General features: G+C 55.8%; 16 protein-coding genes and 3 tRNA genes. 11 read left to right on the top strand and 8 right to left on the bottom strand.

All coding sequences use genetic code 11. From position 1 onward, the window contains the following. Genes AC2D8O_RS08890 through AC2D8O_RS08880 form a run of 3 tightly spaced genes read right to left on the bottom strand, consistent with a single transcriptional unit; the run spans position 1 to position 1797 of the window. Positions 1-780, bottom strand: coding sequence for a hypothetical protein (locus tag AC2D8O_RS08890; protein WP_484678466.1), 780 nt, complete (start codon positions 778-780; stop codon positions 1-3). A 34-nt stretch (positions 781-814) separates the two neighbouring features. Next, entirely contained in the window at positions 815-1204 is a 390-nt protein-coding gene (locus AC2D8O_RS08885) for a DUF1987 domain-containing protein (protein WP_484678465.1), read from the bottom strand. 47 nt (positions 1205-1251) lie between these two features. Beyond that, a complete protein-coding gene (locus AC2D8O_RS08880; RefSeq protein ID WP_484678464.1) occupies positions 1252-1797 on the bottom strand; it encodes a SiaB family protein kinase in 546 nt (181 codons plus the stop codon). Between the two features lie 229 nt (positions 1798-2026). Here AC2D8O_RS08880 and AC2D8O_RS08875 point away from each other — a divergent pair, with 229 nt between their 5' ends. From AC2D8O_RS08875 to AC2D8O_RS08860, 4 genes are all read left to right on the top strand, one after another. Then, positions 2027-3247 (top strand): methylmalonyl-CoA mutase family protein, encoded by a 1221-nt coding sequence (locus AC2D8O_RS08875; RefSeq protein ID WP_484678463.1) that lies wholly within the window; start codon positions 2027-2029, stop codon positions 3245-3247. Then, positions 3247-3840 (top strand): phosphatase PAP2 family protein, encoded by a 594-nt coding sequence (locus AC2D8O_RS08870; protein ID WP_484678462.1) that lies wholly within the window; start codon positions 3247-3249, stop codon positions 3838-3840. Before AC2D8O_RS08875 ends, AC2D8O_RS08870 begins: the two co-directional genes overlap by 1 nt. Before the next feature lie 127 nt (positions 3841-3967). Further along, positions 3968-4933 (top strand): TerC/Alx family metal homeostasis membrane protein, encoded by a 966-nt coding sequence (locus AC2D8O_RS08865; RefSeq protein WP_484678461.1) that lies wholly within the window; start codon positions 3968-3970, stop codon positions 4931-4933. Between the two features lie 202 nt (positions 4934-5135). Further along, positions 5136-5990, top strand: coding sequence for a peptidoglycan DD-metalloendopeptidase family protein (locus AC2D8O_RS08860; RefSeq protein WP_484678460.1), 855 nt, complete (start codon positions 5136-5138; stop codon positions 5988-5990). A gap of 87 nt (positions 5991-6077) precedes the next feature. On the opposite strand, the gene trpS is transcribed toward AC2D8O_RS08860, so the two are convergent. After that, positions 6078-7055 (bottom strand): tryptophan--tRNA ligase, encoded by a 978-nt coding sequence (gene trpS, locus AC2D8O_RS08855; protein ID WP_484678459.1) that lies wholly within the window; start codon positions 7053-7055, stop codon positions 6078-6080. A gap of 56 nt (positions 7056-7111) precedes the next feature. Further along, positions 7112-7723 carry a hypothetical protein gene (locus tag AC2D8O_RS08850; RefSeq protein WP_484678458.1) on the bottom strand — a complete coding sequence of 204 codons (612 nt, stop codon included), beginning with the start codon at positions 7721-7723 and terminating at the stop codon, positions 7112-7114. Positions 7724-7761: 38 nt separating this feature from the next. On the opposite strand from AC2D8O_RS08850, the gene AC2D8O_RS08845 reads away from it, so the two are divergent. The 6 genes from AC2D8O_RS08845 to AC2D8O_RS08820 all read left to right on the top strand — a co-directional run bounded on the left by AC2D8O_RS08845 (position 7762) and on the right by AC2D8O_RS08820 (position 14250). Then, a complete protein-coding gene (locus AC2D8O_RS08845; protein ID WP_484678457.1) occupies positions 7762-8994 on the top strand; it encodes an NADH-quinone oxidoreductase subunit D in 1233 nt (410 codons plus the stop codon). Between the two features lie 8 nt (positions 8995-9002). Then, complete coding sequence (locus AC2D8O_RS08840) at positions 9003-10106, top strand: glycosyltransferase (RefSeq protein ID WP_484678456.1); 1104 nt, start codon at positions 9003-9005, stop codon at positions 10104-10106. 346 nt (positions 10107-10452) lie between these two features. Continuing rightward, positions 10453-11382, top strand: coding sequence for a hypothetical protein (locus tag AC2D8O_RS08835; RefSeq protein ID WP_484678455.1), 930 nt, complete (start codon positions 10453-10455; stop codon positions 11380-11382). Between the two features lie 26 nt (positions 11383-11408). After that, a complete protein-coding gene (locus tag AC2D8O_RS08830; RefSeq protein WP_484678454.1) occupies positions 11409-12650 on the top strand; it encodes an anthranilate synthase component I family protein in 1242 nt (413 codons plus the stop codon). A 44-nt stretch (positions 12651-12694) separates the two neighbouring features. Beyond that, a complete protein-coding gene (locus AC2D8O_RS08825) occupies positions 12695-13942 on the top strand; it encodes an aminotransferase class I/II-fold pyridoxal phosphate-dependent enzyme (RefSeq protein ID WP_484678453.1) in 1248 nt (415 codons plus the stop codon). An 80-nt stretch (positions 13943-14022) separates the two neighbouring features. Then, a complete protein-coding gene (locus AC2D8O_RS08820) occupies positions 14023-14250 on the top strand; it encodes a histone H1 (protein ID WP_484678452.1) in 228 nt (75 codons plus the stop codon). A 154-nt stretch (positions 14251-14404) separates the two neighbouring features. Here AC2D8O_RS08820 and AC2D8O_RS08815 read toward each other — a convergent pair. The 3 genes from AC2D8O_RS08815 to AC2D8O_RS08805 all read right to left on the bottom strand — a co-directional run bounded on the left by AC2D8O_RS08815 (position 14405) and on the right by AC2D8O_RS08805 (position 14819). Then, positions 14405-14478, bottom strand: a tRNA-Arg gene (locus AC2D8O_RS08815). 128 nt (positions 14479-14606) lie between these two features. Continuing rightward, positions 14607-14681, bottom strand: a tRNA-Pro gene (locus tag AC2D8O_RS08810). Positions 14682-14732: 51 nt separating this feature from the next. After that, a tRNA-Ser gene (locus tag AC2D8O_RS08805) sits at positions 14733-14819 on the bottom strand. Positions 14820-14920: 101 nt separating this feature from the next. Between AC2D8O_RS08805 and AC2D8O_RS08800 the strand changes: the two genes are divergently transcribed. Further along, positions 14921-17149 (top strand): FG-GAP-like repeat-containing protein, encoded by a 2229-nt coding sequence (locus AC2D8O_RS08800; protein ID WP_484678451.1) that lies wholly within the window; start codon positions 14921-14923, stop codon positions 17147-17149. Positions 17150-17266 lie beyond the last annotated feature (117 nt).

Raw genomic sequence — 17266 nt, 5'->3', positions numbered from 1 at the left:
TCAGGATTCCGTAGTCTGGGGTTTGGAAGCGGCTTCGGCTTCCTGTGCTGCTGCGCGGGCAGCCGCCGCTGCTTTGCGACGGGCCGCGGGAGTCATGGCTGCAAGGCCAGCTTCGCCAGCAGGAGCCGAACCATTAGAGTCGACTGCGGCAGTGACAGCAGCGGGCTCTGAAACTGGCGTCGTCTCAGTACCCGTTGCTGTCGCTGTTTCTTGCTGAGCACGCTGCTTTTCTTCCTGTATGTTCTTCTGAGCTGCTCGGATATAGTAGCGTTCCAGAAGGTTCTCCAATGGCTTCAGGATGATAACCAGTAGTAACTTGAAGCCCCACGACAGTATCCAGCCATTTTCAAAGCTGGTGGTTCGGCTTTCTACATACTGCTCCAGCAGTTCGGAGATGATGAACAGGGTTATGGCCAGTACAAACAGAATAGTGGCAGCCTTTCTGCTGGCTCGGGCTTTTGTCAGTTCATCAATGGTCTGCTGAAGCTCTACGTTTTTGCTTTGCAGCGTGCCGTTTATACGTCGGATTTCATCGGCCTGTTCCCGCAGCATCAGGTTGGCACCCTTCAACTTCCGCTGGAGACGGTCTCCTACTGAGGTCAACAACTTCGAGTCATCAAGCAGACGCTCGTAGTGCTGACACATATCGTTCAAGGCTTCCGACATCGCTTCAGGCGACAACTCCTTGTTGCGCTTGGACAGCGTGCGGAAATGCTGTATAATCTCACTCTCACGCGAGTAAGCAACATCACCATTCTGCTTTGAATTAGAGCCGGACATGGGGTTGCGGTTTACTGCGTGAACAATCAGCTAATCAGAACGTGTCTTCCCGTTCAATCAGCTCAAAGGGAACCTGTACTGTGCGCTGATAGTCTTCACCAGCTTCCAGCATATCGGTGTCTTCCTCAAAGTAGAACCACTTGATGGTACATGTGTTGCCTACTTTGTGATAGTCTTCAACCAGTCGCAGTATCTCCAGGATGTACTTGGCACTGCTCGTGTTGAAGTAATCGAAGTTGAAACTGAAGGTTGCCGTTTTGCCAGGGTTGGCTGCAATAAATTCCTTCAGGTAGTCCAACACCGGGCTGTAGAACTTCGAGGAGTTCTCCGGATAGGAGTTACCGACAAACTCGAATACACCACTGGCAGGGTCCAGGTGCACTTTCGGCGTATCGTCAGTCGACTCTATGTATAGGGGCTTCATCTGTTTGGGTGTGCTTTCAGGGTTCTACAACTTGCGGCCGCCGCATCTTACACGCGGAAGCTCATTTCGAACATGACATTGTGGTTGCTGGCCGGTTTGAAGTCGTAGTGTAGTTTCTGGTCCACGGTTTTGCGGGCAATGTTGATCAAGCCAAGCCCAGCACCGCCTTGCGGGTTGAACTTGCCATTGGTCAACACTTCCTGGTAGAAGGTCCGCAGCTCTTCATCGTTCATGGCGTTGATACGCTCGATGTAGCGCTTCAAACTGTCCGCCTTGTCCTTTATCGTGAGGTTCGAGGTTCTGATTTCATACTCCTTGCCGTTTTTGGCAATGTAGAGCGCCGGCTCTTCTTCTGCATTTGCAGGTTTCTCTGCATGGAATATCAGGTTCTGAAGGCACTCGATCAATATCGAGTTGATCTTCTTGCGCAGGAAACGGTCCTCGCCAAGCTGTTCCATCTTTTCGTCCATCGTCTGGAGAATGGAGCGCAGCACCTGGTTATTGATTTCCCCCTTGAAGTTGAACAACACTTCCATGCGCTTTAGGTGGTGGTCAGAAAGGGGTGGTGGCCAGGGGTGAACTTGGAGGCGCAAAGATACACAAGACCCCGCAACATGTGCTGCGGAGAGCGATAAAATCCAGCCTGAAATGGATGTTGCATGTCGGGGTGGGTCGCTTCGCCTGAGTTTCCTGCAATAAAGAAAATCCGGCGCTTTTTACAAAACTAATATCCTGCCGCCGTTACTCAATGCCCCGAAGCCTTTTCTTGAGTAGAATTGTGCCCCGTTAGTCACCGTTTGGTTACAAAAGCCTTAACGCCCCATGCCTTTGTTTGATGGTTTCGCCCCAGGCACTCCCGAGCAGTGGAAAGCCTTGCTGGACAAGGAGTCCAAGTCGGCCAATGCCTTTGAATTGCTTACGCGCCAGCGCCCCGGAAACCTGCAGATTGAACCGTTTGCAATGGCGGATTCCTCTACTCTGCTACCGCATTTGAGGCAGAGAGCTCCCGGCTGGCACTTACTTCAGTGGATTCAACTCAACGCCCCTAACTGGAAAGAATCAGCTCAATCAGCAATTGAAGGAGGGTCAGAAGGCTTCTGGCTCTCTGGTACAGCGTCTGCTGAGCATTTACAATGGTTCGCAGCCGAACTGGCCACCAAAGGATTGACGGCCTTCATCCTCGCCTCAGAAGCCCAACAGGAGTCCTTGCCCGACAATATTCTTCCAGTCGATGATTCGCTGGCCCGGATGCTGGCCCTTGCACAGCGTCAGACACTTCATTCATCTTCAACTTCTGCTGTTGATATATCAGCGCTTGCCGAAATGGGCGCCTCCGCTGTTGAAGAAATAGCCTTTGGAATAGCCCACCTGAAGCATGTGACGGACGCCAGAGTTCCTAAGACCATCACAGTTGTGGTTTCAACTGGCCGGGATTTTTACGTGGAGTTGGCCAAGATTCGTGCACTAAGGCTGCTGCTCGAGCAGCTTTTTCCAACGGCCACGCTCAAAGTGATAGGTCGCATGGCTGCCTTTCACCTCACAGCCACCGAACCTCATACTAATCTCCTTCGATCTACCGCAGGGGCAATGGCTGCGATTCTGGGGGGAGCCGACGCTGTGGTGTTGCCTCCACACGATGTTCTTGCAGTAACGCATTCTTCCGATGACAGTCAGCGATATGCCCGGGGCATCCAACTGGTGCTGCGTCACGAGGCTCAGTTGCACCGTGTAGACGACCCCGCCGCTGGTGCTGCTTTCTTTGAACGCCTTACACAGCAACTAATGGATACCGCCAATCTGCTCCTGGCTCAGTTACACGCGCTTTCTCCTGAAAACCGTCCGGACTTTATGCGGACACAGATTCAGTCTACTGCGGCTGCTCGTGCCGAACGTCTGGCCGCAGGAACAGACGTTGTGCTGGGAGTAAACCGGTTCCCTTTGAAATCAGAAGCTGTTTCTGAAGCACCCGAAAAACGGTTTGCACCAGGGCCGTACCCTCAGGAATGGCGTATGGCTTCACAGGCATCTGACCTCAGTAACTGATGCTTCTGCTGGACATCAACCTGGACCTCCTCCGCTGGTTCAATGGCCTCCACACGGGCTGGCTTGATGCTTTCTTTCTGGTTGTCACCAACCGCTTTACCTGGTTTCCACTCTACGTTCTGCTGGCAGTCTGGCTTCTGTGGCGATTCAGATGGCGCGGTGGGTTCATGCTAGTGCTCATCTTCGCCACAATTTTCGTGAGCGACAGGACCTCTACCTGGCTGAAGGCTGAGATAGGACGTGTGCGCCCGTGCCATGACGAAGCTGTAGCGCCTTTGTTGCACCTGCTGCCCGATACCTGTGGCAGCACTTATGGCTCTGTCTCCAGCCATGCAGCCAATTGCTTTGCGTTGGCGGTGTTTCTGACACTGGCCCTCCCCCAAATACGGTATCGAAAACTTAAAATTGCAGTCGGCCTCTGGGCAGTACTCAACGCCCTCAGCCGTGTTTATCTTGGCGTACACTGGCCTGTCGATATTCTCCTGGGAGCCATTTTGGGCACTATTTTGGCTTATGCCGCGTATATACCATGGCGACTGTTTGCATCGCGCATCCCCGTTTCTGGGGATTCAAGCCTAACGACTGACAGGTAAATTACAGCACTGTTTCACTACAGTGTTTTTACCTAGAGAATTTGACTAATTTGCGTTGCAACTTCCGGATACCACACGCTGGATTGTGACCCGCGCCGCACTAACACACTAACTAGACGTATCCCAGATGTTTTCAGGCTCGAACGAAAGCTGGCTCATGCTGGTGTTCGCGGTGGTGATTATCGCCTTCTTGGTGATTGATCTGGGTTTTCTTTCCCGGAAAGCCAAGGTCGTTACCACCCGTTCAGCACTCATACAGTCCAGTATCTGGGTAGCTATCTCAGTAGCGTTCGGTGCGGGAATCTGGTACTATGACACACACGAGGCGGCCTTTGAATACTTTGCTGCCTATTTTACAGAGTATGCCCTTTCGGTAGACAACATCTTTGTAATGATTCTCATCCTGCGATACTTCCGTGTCCCAGAGATGTACTATCACAAGATTCTGTTCTGGGGCATTCTTGGCGCCATTATCATGCGCGCCATCTTCATTCTCTTCAGCGCATACATCATCCATCATTTTGAATGGATTCTTATCATCTTCGGGGCCTTCCTGCTGTACTCAGGCATCAAGATGCTGACCCACGATGACGATGATAAGGATCTTGATGCCGATAACAATATCGTTATCAAGTACGCCCGCCGCTGGTTGCCGTTCGTAAACGAAGACTCTTCTGGCAAGTTCTTCATCCGCCGTGAAGGCCGTCTCTTCTTCACGCCGCTTTTTCTGGTAGTCCTGCTCATCGAAAGCACCGACTTGCTTTTTGCAGTCGATTCCATTCCAGCAGCTTTCGGTATCTCCAAAAACGAGTTCGTGGTCTACACCTCCAATATTTTTGCGGTGATGGGCCTGCGGGCAATGTTCTTTATGCTGTCTGGTATTCTGGACAAGTTCTATCTCCTCCAGAAGGGCCTGTCCTACATACTGATTTTCATTGGCATCAAGATGCTGCTGGAAATGGTGGAACTCCATATTCCGCCACTCTACTCACTGGCAGTTATCATCATCGTGCTTTCAGGCAGTATTGTGCTCTCTATCTACTTCCCCAAGCAGGCCAAGACGGAAGTTGAGGGTGAAATTGAAGCAGACTAACAGATTCTTACAAGACAAATTTGTCTAAGGGCCTGTGATTCACAATGTGTTGTGAACATTGGCACACCAGCACAAAGCTTAATATGTGTGTCAAAGTTTTCCACACTTTGTTCGAATCTCCGCTAAAAAGCCGATACTCGTAACTCAGTTGTGGTATAGCTGGTATGGTCTTTGCCCTCCAGCGCAACTCAAACAGTTACGCATGACCTTTTCTCTACGTAGAACATTGGCAGTTCTCTCGCTCGGCTGTCTGCTTGGCACCAGCTGCGCGTGGGCTTCTGTCGTGGCAGACACTTCTGGCAGGCCTGCGCCCTCCTTCCAACTGCGACAACTCAAGCAGTTCTTTGTTGCCGACTCATTTCAGGCAGCCAGCTGGGATGCTTTCACCATTAACATCTACCGCGAGGATGTCACCAAGATGGCTGACACCTTCCAGGTAGTACTCAATGACCCAGCCAACGGCAAGCGTTTCACCTTCCCAATTCAGGGACGCGTTACGTCAGGGTTCGGCCCACGCCGCTTCTGGGGTGTACACTATCATTTCGGAACAGATGTCAAGCTCCAAACTGGAGATACAATTGTGTCCGCCATGGATGGCATCGTGCGTGTTGTACGCTGGGAACCCGGATATGGCAATTTCATCGTCATTTCGCATCCTGATGGTCTAGAGACGCTCTACGGCCATCTTTCCAAGGTGCTCGTACAGTCGGGAGACCGCGTGCGGTCTGGCGAGTTGATAGGCCTTGGTGGCAGCACAGGGAAGAGCACGGGCCCCCACCTCCATTTCGAATTTCGTTTCCTCGGTCAGCAGTTTGATGCCGCCAGGGTAATCGATTTCAATGAGGGCGAAATCATCGCAGATACTTTTCACATTGATGCAAGCTGGTTCAAGCATCTTGTCGAACTTCGGGCGGCTCGCTACCACGTCATTCGTCGCGGCGATACGTTGGGCCACATTGCGCGTCGCTATGGCACCAGCATCACTCGTCTCTGCCGGCTCAACGGCATGACCACCCGTTCGCTTCTGCGTCCTGGTCGTCGCCTTCGCGTCAATTGATCTTTTGCTCAGACAGCCTTCCAGTGGCTCACAATATGAAAAAGGCGCTCAGTGGAGCGCCTTTTCTTTTGTCCTGAGATGGATCGTTCACACCTTAAGCCCCAGCACCTCACGCACTCGCCGCAGGGTCGCCTGGCCTATGGCGCGCGCCTTTTCCGCACCCTTGGCCAGTTCCTGTTCTACATAGTCAGGGTTGGCAGTCAGTTCGGCATAGCGTTGCCGCTCAGGCGCGAAGCGCTCCAGCAGGCGCTCCAGCAACATCTGCTTGGCATGGCCATAGCCAAAGTTGCCGCCTTCATAGAGGCGTTTCAGTTCGGCAGTCTGCTCGGGGCTGGCTACCAGGCTGTAGATGGCAAATGTCGTGTCGCCTTCAGTCTTTTTGGGAGCCTCCAGTGGGGTGCTGTCCGTCTGAATGCTCATCACTTGCTTCTTCAGCTCTCTTTCAGGCGCAAAGACATTCAGGATGTTGCCATATGACTTGCTCATCTTTCGGCCATCGGTACCTGGTATCGTCATTACCTTCTCGTCTATCACTGCATCGGGCAGTACCAGCAACTCGGCTCCCATACGGTGATTGAAGGCGCTGGCAATGTCGCGGGCAATCTCAAGGTGTTGTTTCTGGTCTTTCCCAACAGGCACATGTGTAGCATCATAAAGCAGAATATCTGCTGCCATCAGCACTGGATAAGTAAATAGGCCCGCATTCACGTCCTTCAGATTCTCGCTCTTATCCTTGAAACTGTGGGCGTTTGCCAGCATCGGAAAGGGCGTGAAACAGCTCAGATACCACGTCAGTTCTGACACTTCGGGCAGATCGCTCTGGCGATAGAAACAGTCTTTTTCGGTGTCAAGCCCGCAGGCCAGCCACGCAGCTGCCACCTGCCAGGTGTTCTCTCGGTTCAGCGCGGCATCTTTGCTGCTGGTCAGCGTATGCATGTCCGCAATGAAGAAAAAGGAGGGGTCAGGCTGCGTTGCGCTCTTGGCAATGGCGGGCAGAATGGCACCCAGCAGGTTGCCCAGATGAGGGCGGCCCGAACTCTGGATGCCGGTCAGGAATCGTGGCATAGGATTATCAGAATGCGCCGCAAAACTGCGTGTTTCACTGGGGTAATGCAAACGCCTCAACGCACCAGCTTCTGCCCCAGTTCATTCCACCACACCAGGGCCTCCGATTGCCAGTTGGCGGCAGTCAGTGGTTGAAAGCGCGAGAGCTTGAGAAAAGCATGATTGGCTGCATTCAGTTGGTTACGGTCATCATTCAGCAGGTGCCCTGTGGGCTCCAATCTCCAAGGGGTAGGGCGTAGGTCCGCTTCCACGTCCAGCACGCTGAACGGGCTGGCCAACAGGACCTTTCGCAGGGCGACACTCTCGTCTCCACTCAGCACGAGGTGTTGGCTCCAGCCCTGCCCCCACACAAAAACCACGCGATAGGCCAGTGTCAACTCAGGCGTGAACAGCCGTGGGCAGTCCAGCACTCGGTAGGGTAGTGACAGGCCATCAGGTGTCTTGTAATGCTCGCCCCGGCTGATGCGTCCCTTAAGGTTGTAGACTGGCGCGGGCAGCCCAGAATGCCCTTCCAGCCATTGCTCAAGCAACAACTGTACTTCCGCCAGCTGCCTCTCCACTTTCTCCAGCGCCGACTGCCGGAGTGCGCAAAAGTGTGTGTTCTGTAACAATTCCAGTTCGGCCGCTGTTAGCGTCTCCGTTGGGCGTAGGGCAGGGCGGATTTGCATACCTTGCACTCCTAACGTCTCCGGACTCATTTCCGTCTATGCAGCCGCGTTTCGAGAACCACCAACGCAACGAAATCAGCTATTCCGAGCTGCTGGCACGCTCTGCCCCAAACCGCACACAACTGGGCGATCTCCGTACGCAGGAAATGATCCTTAATATGGGGCCCCAGCACCCAAGCACACATGGCGTGCTGCGCCTTGAACTCGTCACCGATGGCGAGCTTGTCGTGGATGTCATTCCCCATCTCGGCTACATGCATCGCTGCTTCGAAAAGCACGCCGAGACCATGACCTTTGCTCAGAGCATTCCGTATGTCGACCGGCTCGACTATCTCGCAGCCATGAACTCTGAGCATTGCTGGGCCATGGCGGTAGAGCGGCTCTGTGGCATCGAAGGCACGCTTGATCCCCGTGTGGAATACATCCGCGTGCTCGTGGCCGAGCTCAACCGTATCGGCTCGCATCTCATTGCCATTGGCACCTTCGGGCTCGACGTCGGTACCTGGTCCCCGTTTCTCTGGGCCATGCGCGACCGCGAGACCATCCTTCAACTCCTCGAATGGGCCTCCGGCGCCCGCATGCTCTACAACTACATCTGGGTAGGTGGCCTTATGTTCGACCTTCCGGTTGGTTTCGAAGAAAAGGCCCGCGAATTCCTTGATGTATTCGAGCCTCGCTTGGCCGAGTTCGACGTCGCCATGACCTCCAACCGCATCTTCATCGAACGCACTGCTGGCGTAGGCGTACTGCCGCTTGCTACGGCTCTCAATTATGGTATCTCAGGGCCAGCGCTTCGTGCGTCTGGCCTGGCCTGGGATCTGCGCAAGGTTGATGGCTATTCAGTCTATCCCGAACTGGAGTTCGATATCCCTGTAGGCAAAGATGGCGTTGGCACTGTAGGCGACTGCTGGAACCGCTACTGGGTTCGGGTGGAAGAAATCCGCCAGAGTGTGCGCATTGCCCGTCAATGTATCGACCGGCTGTTGGGGCTTCACAAACGTACCCCTGCCTTCGATCCGCGCGCCAACTGCCCCAAGAAGGCCCGCCCGGTACTGCCCGAATTGTATTTTCGTGCCGAAAACGCCCGCGGAGAACTCGGCTTCTACTTCCAGGCCGAGCCCAAAAGCGAGGTGCCGGTGCGCTGTAAGGCCCGCGGCCCCAGTTTCTGCAACCTGTCTGTTTTGCCCGAGTTGGCTCGTGGCGTACTCATCACCGATCTCGTGGCCATACTGGGCTCCATCGATATCGTCCTTTGCGAGATAGACCGTTGACTCCGTCCATGATTGCTTTTTTCTGGATCTGCTGGACAGTACAGACGACCCTGCTGGCAGTTCTGGCCTGGCAATGGCTCCGTGCGAGCCTGGCAAAGCGCCTGTCTCATCCAGATACATCGACAACCTTCCTGCCAGTTACGCTCATTGTCTGCCTGCACAACGAGGAAGATAACCTGCGGCGTCACCTCGCCTCCTGGGCCTGTCAGCGACACCCTGCCTACGAACTGCTGCTTGTCGATGATCGCAGTACCGATGGCTCCCATGCTTTGCTGCAGGCTGCCGCCAATCGATTTCCTCACGTTAGCATTCTGTCAATTACCGAAACACCCGCGGGCTGGTCGCCCAAAAAATGGGCCGTACAGACAGCCGTAGCATCGGCCAGTCACCCCGTGGTGGCCTTTACTGATGCCGACTGCAAAGTAGGCCCCGATTGGCTCGCCACGCTCACGGCACCGCTTGCGCAGGGCAAAGAAGTGGTATTGGGCTACAGTCCCTACGAGTACCGTTCAGGCTTGTTGAATGTCATCATCAGGTGGGATGCATTCTGTATCGGAGCGCAGTATTTGGGAGCGGCAATGGCAGGGTTTCCTTACATGGCCGTAGGGCGGTGTCTGGCTTACCATCGCACCTTCTTCGAACGGGTAGGGGGGCTGCGCGAACATGCGCATATGCTTTCAGGCGATGACGACCTGCTGATCAACCACAATGCCCTGCCCCAGGCTACGGCAGTGGCGCTTCATCCCGATAGCTTCGCCCTCAGTCAGCCCAAGGCGACACTCGGCCAGCTGATCAGGCAGAAAACCCGCCATGTGAGCGCCAGTAGCGCATATGGCGTCGTTTCGCAAGCTTTGCTGGCTGCCTTTTCTGTTACCGGTGTGGCCGTGTGGGGCCTGGCCCTCTGTATTGCTATTTGCTACGGACAGATGTATGACATCATCGGAGGGGTTGTATGTCTTTTCCTACTGCGAACTACCTATTTACTTCTGGCTGGCCAGCATTTGAATGTCTCCTGGGCGATTCTATTTATGCCCCTTTTAGACGCCTTCCGGATAGTTCTGCTGGGCATTGTCTCGGCTAAAGCCTTCGTTTCCAAGTCGCTGCGCTGGTAGCACTTTTTCGTACGCTTTTAAGCTTAATTTTTTCCTGAACCGCTTGCTTGGCGTTAGGCGATTTCTCTATATTTGTAAGGTGTTAGTCGTAGTTATACAACTGCGGCAGCATCTTTGAAACGGAAGCCTAGACATCGTGCGCCGCAAGGCGTCTCCGATATTCAGTTTTGTTTGTTTGTTTGTTTGTTTGAAAAGGGCGGCACAAGCTGCCCTTTTTTGTTGCCTGTCAACACCATTTCTGTCGCATAAGGGGTATCTGTTAACGAATTCAGCAAGCTGCCAAGGTTTTTCTCTACGGTAAGCCTTTACTTCGTCATTCCCTGATTCTGCTTACTTCTTTTTGCGCATGGCACAGATCGACGAACTGGAACGCACCCTTCTGGAGTTGGGCCTGCGGGCGGTAGAACGCCCCAGCGCCGACCGCCTCCGGGCAGAATCTGGGTTGGTTATACTCGTAGGAGAGCAGAGCGCCGCTGGTCTGCGTATAGAAGTACGCCTGCTGGAAAAACTCACCCGCAACAAGCTTACCCTCTGGCACACCGTCCACCAGAACAACAGCTTTGTTCCTTTCGGCCAGTTTTATCTCTCGCCCGACGCCAATCTGTGTCTCGGCTGCACGCTCGCCCCTGATTCTCCCTACAACGGCTGGCTCTACCGCGTTGTTTTCGAGATGGTCTCGGCTGCCGAAAGCCTCTACAAGCAGGTAACAGCCGACTTTGCCGAGCTGCCATTTCAGGAAACCGAGCTCCGCGCCAATCTCTTCCACCTTGTTCGCAGCGAACTACCACCTCCTGCCTGGCAGGACGGTATGGGCCGCGATGCCGCAGGTATTCTGGCCGAAAAGCTGCTGGGCGATCTGCTGGGCCCCGAACACGTGGTGCAGATCACCCGCTTCGAATACGGCCTTACTGCTGGTGAGCAGGTATCTACCCTCACAGTTGAGCAACTGCCCTTCGTGCGCAAGCAGAAGGCCCACGCCGACTGGTTCCTGGGCCTGCGCACCGACATCGGTATTCTCGACTCCACCGACGAGCGGCTCTGGATTCGCCTCAACCGCTTCAACCACGAGAGCTTCATGGTAGCTTCCGCTGTACGCTACGGCGGCCGCAAGCCCGTACTCTCCGTCAGCACAGAGCTTACAGGCGAGCATCTCCAGCATCCTGAGCTCCTCAAGCTGGCCCTAGACCGCCAGCAGGAAGCTGCTGCAAGCCTGCTCACAGAGCTCGGCAAGCTCTATCGCATCCAGACCATGGTCAACTACCGGCTGGGGCTGTGAGCCAACGGTGGCAAACACGCTCCTGCATGGCTTCAGCCCAGCAGCTGGAGAGGTTGGCCGCACTGGCTGAAGATTATCCTTACAGCCTGCTACTGGATTCCTGCGGTTATCCGGATGCCTACGGATCATTCGAGTTTTTTGCAGCCGCTGGCCATATGCCAATCGACTCAATTTCAGCCCTGTCTAAGGCGTTGAGTGAAAATGCATGGGTGGCTGGGTTGTTGCCTTATGAGCTTAAGAACCTCTTCGAGCCGCTGGCCGATCTGGGTGGAGTGGCCCCTGTTGCGTGGCCCGAGGTGGCCTGTTTCTGCCCAGAGTGGATTGTCTATCAGCGAAGAGGCGAGTCGCCGGTAATCTGGGCTGAAAATCCAACAGCACTGCTGGCCAAATGGCAGCAGCAGAAAGCCCCACTGCCTGGCGCACTGCCCCCTGTTGCTTTCGTGTCCAACTTCACCCCTGCCGATTACCAGTCCACCGTTCTTGCCCTGAAGGAGCATATTCGTTCGGGCGATGCATACGAGATCAACCTTTCGCAACAGTATACTGCAACAGGAGTACAGCTGAACCCCATGCAGGTGTGGTTGGCGCTTCGCACTGCCGCACCTGTTCCATTCTCTGCCTGCTTCCGTTTTGCCCATCTGGCGCTGGTATCGGGGTCTATGGAGCGGTTTCTGGCACTCCGCAGTGGCCAGTTGGTGTCACAGCCCATTAAAGGCACAGCCCGCCGCCAGCCCGATTCCGCTCACGATGCTCAGACGCAGGCGGCTCTTCTTTCAAGCCCCAAAGACCGCGCCGAAAACGTGATGATTGTGGACATGGCCCGCAACGACCTCAACCGTACATGTGTGCCTGGTTCCGTGCGCGTGCCTGAGTTGTTTGGCCTGTATTCCTACCGTCATCTGCATCACCTCATCAGCACGGTCACTGGGAAGCTCCGCCCGGATAACAGTCCTTGGCGGGCCATTGCATGCGCATTTCCCCCTGCCAGTATGACCGGGGCACCCAAGGTGGCCGCCATGCGCCTCATCGAGCAGTATGAACGCACAGGCCGTGGCGCCTACGCCGGTGCCCTTGGATGGTTCGGCCCAGACGCCAGTTTTGACCTGTCTGTCGTAATCCGCAGCCTGCAGATGGATGCCCGCACCGGCATCGCTTCCTACAATGTAGGAGGCGCAGTCACCATTGACTCCGACCCGCAGGCCGAGTATGAAGAGACCCTCACAAAAGCTGCTGCCCTTCAACGACTATTTCCGCCCGTCGCGCGTTAACCAGTGGAAATAAAGTACCTTTGCCCCGATTTTTCCCAGGAGACATGTCCGATATCTTCAATAAGATTGACCGCGCCATGGAGCGCGACCTCGGCCAGTACGCCAAATTCGGCCACGGCTGGACTACCTTTCCCAAGCTCTCCGGCGAGATTGGCCCCAAGATGTACTTCAAGGGCCAGGAAGTTCTCGTCTGGTCGCTGAACAACTACCTTGGTCTGGCCAACCACCCCGAGGTGCGCGAGGCCGATGCCAAGGCGGCTGCCGAGTACGGCTTCGCCTATCCAATGGGCTCACGCATGCTCACTGGTAATACCGAGTACCACGAGCAGTTCGAGCGCATGGCCGCCGACTTCATGGAGAAAGACGACGCCTTCCTGCTCAACTTCGGCTACCAGGGCTGCGCCTCCATCATTCAGGCCATTACCGACCGTCACGACGTCATCGTCTACGACCAGCTGTCGCACGCCTGCATCATCGACGGCATGCTGCAAAGCCCCGCCAAGCGCTTCTCTTTCCGCCACAACGACATCGAGCAGTTGCGCGAGCGCCTTGTCAAAGCCCAGGAAATCACCCGCCAGACGGGTGGGGGTATCCTCGTTGTCACCGAGGGTGTGTTTGGCATGAAGGGCGACTACGGCTACCTCGACAAAATCGCCGCCCTCAAGAAGGAGTTCAACTTCCGCATCTTTGTTGACGACGCACACGGCTTCGGCATCATGGGCGAGAAGGGTCAGGGCACTGCCGAGCACCTCGGCGTACAGAAAGACATCGATCTAATCTTCTGCACCTTCGCCAAGTCCATGGCCATGATCGGCGCTTTCATCTGCGGTGATGCTAAGGTCATCAACTTCCTGCGCTACAACATGCGCAGCCAGATCTACGCCAAGGCCCTCCCGCTGGCCCTCACCATCGGCGCCATCAAGCGTCTCGAGCTGCTCCGCGACCGTCACGAGCTGCGCAAGCAACTCTGGGATATCACCAATGCCATTCAGGGCGGCCTCAAAGCCAAAGGCTTCGATATCGGCGCTGGCACAACACCCGTTACGCCCGTTTACTTCCGCGGTGGCGTAGGCGAAATGGTGCAGGTGATGAAAGACGTGCGCGAGAACTTCCGCATCTTCGTCTCAGGCGTTACCTATCCGGTAATCGAGCGTGGCGGCCTCATTTTGCGCATTATTCCTACCGCTGCACACTCCATGGAGCACGTAGAATACACCCTGGATACCTTCACCAAGGTGGCCGACAAGCTCAAAAACAAGCAGTACGAGGACAAAATGCCTGTTTTGGTGTAAAAAAATTTGTTTTTGCGCCCGCCAAGGCATATTATTGGTTCATAATCGGTGTTTCTACTTACTTAACTATCTACCCGTTTATGAAAAACCCCTATGCTTCGCTGAAGGCAATGTTCGAAGGCATGGAAGACGATTTCGTGAAGTTCTTCGAAAAGGGTAACAACGCCGCTGGTACTCGCGTACGTAAGGGCATGAAGGATCTGCGCGACGAAGCTCAGAAAATCCGCATGGCCGTACAGGAGATCAAGAACTCCTCAGCTGCCAAGAAGCCCGCTGCCAAGAAGCCCGCTCCTGCCAAGAAGAAGTAATTCCTTCCGAAGCTGGTTGTATGGCCGTGAGGCCAAACCTGGCTGGGCTCAATTCCTACACCGCACTGCCCTTTCCTGGCAGTGCGGTTTCTTTTTGCCCCAAAATGAAAACAGGCGCCGTGATTGTGGCGCCTGTTGCGTTCTGAGATAAATGTGACTCCGGAGGGACTCGAACCCCCAACCGGCGGATTAGAAAGCCGCTGCTCTATCCGGTTGAGCTACGGAGCCATACACATTGCAGCCTCGTGGCAGCGCGGCAAAGATAGAGCACTTCAACTGCTGTGCCAAAGCCCGCACCATCACTTGTCCATTCCTTCCATCAAAACAAAAGCCACCCGAAGGTGGCCTTGTTCTCGTCGGGGCAGCAGGATTCGAACCTACGACCCCCTGGTCCCAAACCAGGTGCGCTAGCCGGACTGCGCCATGCCCCGAGTACCCAGCTTCGTCGCGAAACGAAGCGGCCCGGTTTCCCGGGCCTGTTGCGGAGAGGGTGGGATTCGAACCCACGGTACCGTTTCCAGTACGCCTCCTTAGCAAGGAGGTGCTTTCGACCTCTCAGCCACCTCTCCGTTGGGAATGCAAAAGTACACGCCTCTTTCTCTCCTGCAAAGGAAAACCACAAAATTTTTTGTCCCTCAGACCTGTTTTTCTCTTTTCACCATCTTCGGCCATGCATTGTTCCCTCAGGGCTGTTTGGGCCTTCGCGCTGCTGCTGATTGTCTTTCAGGCACATGCGCAAACCAGCCGCTTTCAGTTGCCGCTGTTGTTTCAGGCCGATACGCTCTGTTCTGCCTGGGCTGGAGGGCTATCTGCACCTCAGTTCTCCGTTGCCGACCTCAATGACGATGGCCTGCCCGACCTCGTCGTCGCCGATCGTGCAGATGCCCGTATCCTTACGTTCATCAACACAGGCCGCCCCGGCAATCTGCGCTTCCGCTATGACGAAGCCTACCGGCGCTGGTTCCCGCAGTTTCGCTTCCGCAACTGGCTCCTCCTCCGCGACTACAATGCCGATGGTCTGCCCGACCTCTTCGCCGACTCTCTCAACTCCACGCAGGTCTGGGTCAACCTCGGCCGCAATCCCGATGGCTCCTTCCGCTGGCAGCGCCGATACGCCGTTTTGCAGTCTCTTGATGAGGACAATGTCACCCGTCCAGTTTACACCGCCAATGCAGATCTCGATGCCTTCTCCGATATCGATGATGATGGCGACCTCGACATTCTTGCATGGGATGTCCTGGGCCTCAACGTTGCGTGGTATCGCAACATGGGCGTAGAACTGCTGGGCCGCGCCGATACCCTCCTCATGCAGAAGGCTGCTACCTGTTGGGGTAACTTCCGTGAAGCCTTCAATCCTGCCGATCCGCTTGGCGGCTATACCGCTCAGCTAGGCGTTACTGGCTGTTATGTCGCAACCCCCAAAACTGACCATGAAGGCGGTGGCGCCATTCTGCCGCTCAACCTCAATGGCGACTCGCTCACCGATGTCCTCATTTCGGATACTGAAATCAACTACGCTATCTCCCTCGTGAATGGCGGTACACGCCGCGCCGCCGATATGGTCTCTGTCTCAGGCCCTTTTCCGAGCAGTCAGCCCATACGCGTAGAACGCGCCCCGGCTATGTACTACGAAGACGTCGACGGCGATGCTGTACCCGATCTGCTTGTCAGCCCCAACTCTTTTGGCCGCGATGCCGATACCGCCTCTGTCTGGCGCTACCACAATGCCGGCACCGCCACGCAGCCAGTCTTCCAGTTGCAGGAGCGCGACTTCCTCCAGAATACCATGCTCGACTTTGGCTCCCGCGCCTATCCGGCCATTGCCGATGTCAACCGCGACGGCCTCCTCGATGTCGTCGTCGGGGTAGAGTTCCGCTTCGAGGCCCCCGGCCGCTTTCGTGCCGGGCTGGCTCTGTTGCAGAACATCGGCTCGTCGCGCCAGCCCGTGCTGTCTCTCGTCAACCGCGACTGGCTGGGGCTCTCTGCCGATGCCAGCACCAGTCAGCTGGTGAGTCTGGCTCCCGCCTTTGGTGATCTCGATGGCGACGGCGATGCCGACCTGCTGCTTGCCGTGTTCGACCCTGCCACCAACCGCCCGGCCCTGCGCCGTTACCGGCAGCTTTCCGGCGGGCAGTTCGAGCTGCTTGATGCCAATTTCCTCACAGCTTCCGCACTGGGCCAGTTTGGCCTGGCGCCCACCCTCGCCGACATAGACCAGGATGGCGACCTCGACCTCGTGCTGGGCACACAGTCGGGCCGTCTTATTCTATACGAAAACACCGGCAGCAGCACCGACGCCCGTTTCACGCTCATCAGCACCACCTGGGGCGGCGCTGACCTCCGCGACCCCATACAGGGGGTAGGGCAGGCCCGGCCTCTCATCGCCGACCTCAACGCCGACGGCCGGCCCGACCTTCTAGTCGGAACCGCTGGCACAACCCTGAGGCGCTTCGCCAACCTTTCGCTTTCTGCTGGCGCGCTTTTTACCGAACTGGCACCCCTCACCGATGTTTCCGGTGCGTTTTCGGCCCCTGCGCTTGGCAATCTGTTCCAGTCCGACACTCTGGCCCTGCTGGTGGGCACACGGCAGGGTGGGGTAACGCTGGCCACGCTTCCAGCCCGCCTCTTCGACCAGCCCAACTTCAGCGGCGACCTTCAGCTGGATATCGCGCCCAATCCCACCACAGGGCTTCTGACGGTAACCGGCCCAGCGGGCACCCGCCTGCGACTGATAGATCTGCTCGGCCGTACGGTGCGCGAGGCCCAGTTACCTACCGAGGGTACGCTTTCCAGCCTCACCCTGCGTCTTTCTGGGCTGGAATCGGCCGTCTACATCCTGCAGGGCGACCTCAATGGGCGCAAAGCCACCTTGCGGGTGCTGTTGGTTTCGGGTGAATAACCTAGTGGAAAGCCTGTGGACGGCCTGTGGACTGTCTGTGGGTATCCAGCTACCGCTGCTTCACGGTGCGGCAGTTTGCGACACTTCAAGGACCAAACCAGCCTATTCCTGTGTATA

The organism is Pontibacter sp. T17, assembly GCF_057219875.1.
This window is presented reverse-complemented; position numbering and strand designations above follow the sequence as displayed.

What these genes read in the sequence shown, in the direction of transcription:
- AC2D8O_RS08835 (WP_484678455.1), top strand. Translation starts at nt 10,453, where the DNA reads ATGGCACAGATCGACGAACTGGAACGCACCCTTCTGGAGTTGGGCCTG.
- AC2D8O_RS08875 (WP_484678463.1), top strand. Translation starts at nt 2,027, where the DNA reads ATGCCTTTGTTTGATGGTTTCGCCCCAGGCACTCCCGAGCAGTGGAAA.
- AC2D8O_RS08850 (WP_484678458.1), bottom strand. Translation starts at nt 7,723, where the DNA reads ATGCAAATCCGCCCTGCCCTACGCCCAACGGAGACGCTAACAGCGGCC.
- AC2D8O_RS08825 (WP_484678453.1), top strand. Translation starts at nt 12,695, where the DNA reads ATGTCCGATATCTTCAATAAGATTGACCGCGCCATGGAGCGCGACCTC.
- trpS (WP_484678459.1), bottom strand. Translation starts at nt 7,055, where the DNA reads ATGCCACGATTCCTGACCGGCATCCAGAGTTCGGGCCGCCCTCATCTG.
- AC2D8O_RS08865 (WP_484678461.1), top strand. Translation starts at nt 3,968, where the DNA reads ATGTTTTCAGGCTCGAACGAAAGCTGGCTCATGCTGGTGTTCGCGGTG.
- AC2D8O_RS08830 (WP_484678454.1), top strand. Translation starts at nt 11,409, where the DNA reads ATGGCTTCAGCCCAGCAGCTGGAGAGGTTGGCCGCACTGGCTGAAGAT.
- AC2D8O_RS08890 (WP_484678466.1), bottom strand. Translation starts at nt 780, where the DNA reads ATGTCCGGCTCTAATTCAAAGCAGAATGGTGATGTTGCTTACTCGCGT.
- AC2D8O_RS08840 (WP_484678456.1), top strand. Translation starts at nt 9,003, where the DNA reads ATGATTGCTTTTTTCTGGATCTGCTGGACAGTACAGACGACCCTGCTG.
- AC2D8O_RS08860 (WP_484678460.1), top strand. Translation starts at nt 5,136, where the DNA reads ATGACCTTTTCTCTACGTAGAACATTGGCAGTTCTCTCGCTCGGCTGT.
- AC2D8O_RS08885 (WP_484678465.1), bottom strand. Translation starts at nt 1,204, where the DNA reads ATGAAGCCCCTATACATAGAGTCGACTGACGATACGCCGAAAGTGCAC.
- AC2D8O_RS08845 (WP_484678457.1), top strand. Translation starts at nt 7,762, where the DNA reads ATGCAGCCGCGTTTCGAGAACCACCAACGCAACGAAATCAGCTATTCC.
- AC2D8O_RS08870 (WP_484678462.1), top strand. Translation starts at nt 3,247, where the DNA reads ATGCTTCTGCTGGACATCAACCTGGACCTCCTCCGCTGGTTCAATGGC.
- AC2D8O_RS08800 (WP_484678451.1), top strand. Translation starts at nt 14,921, where the DNA reads ATGCATTGTTCCCTCAGGGCTGTTTGGGCCTTCGCGCTGCTGCTGATT.
- AC2D8O_RS08820 (WP_484678452.1), top strand. Translation starts at nt 14,023, where the DNA reads ATGAAAAACCCCTATGCTTCGCTGAAGGCAATGTTCGAAGGCATGGAA.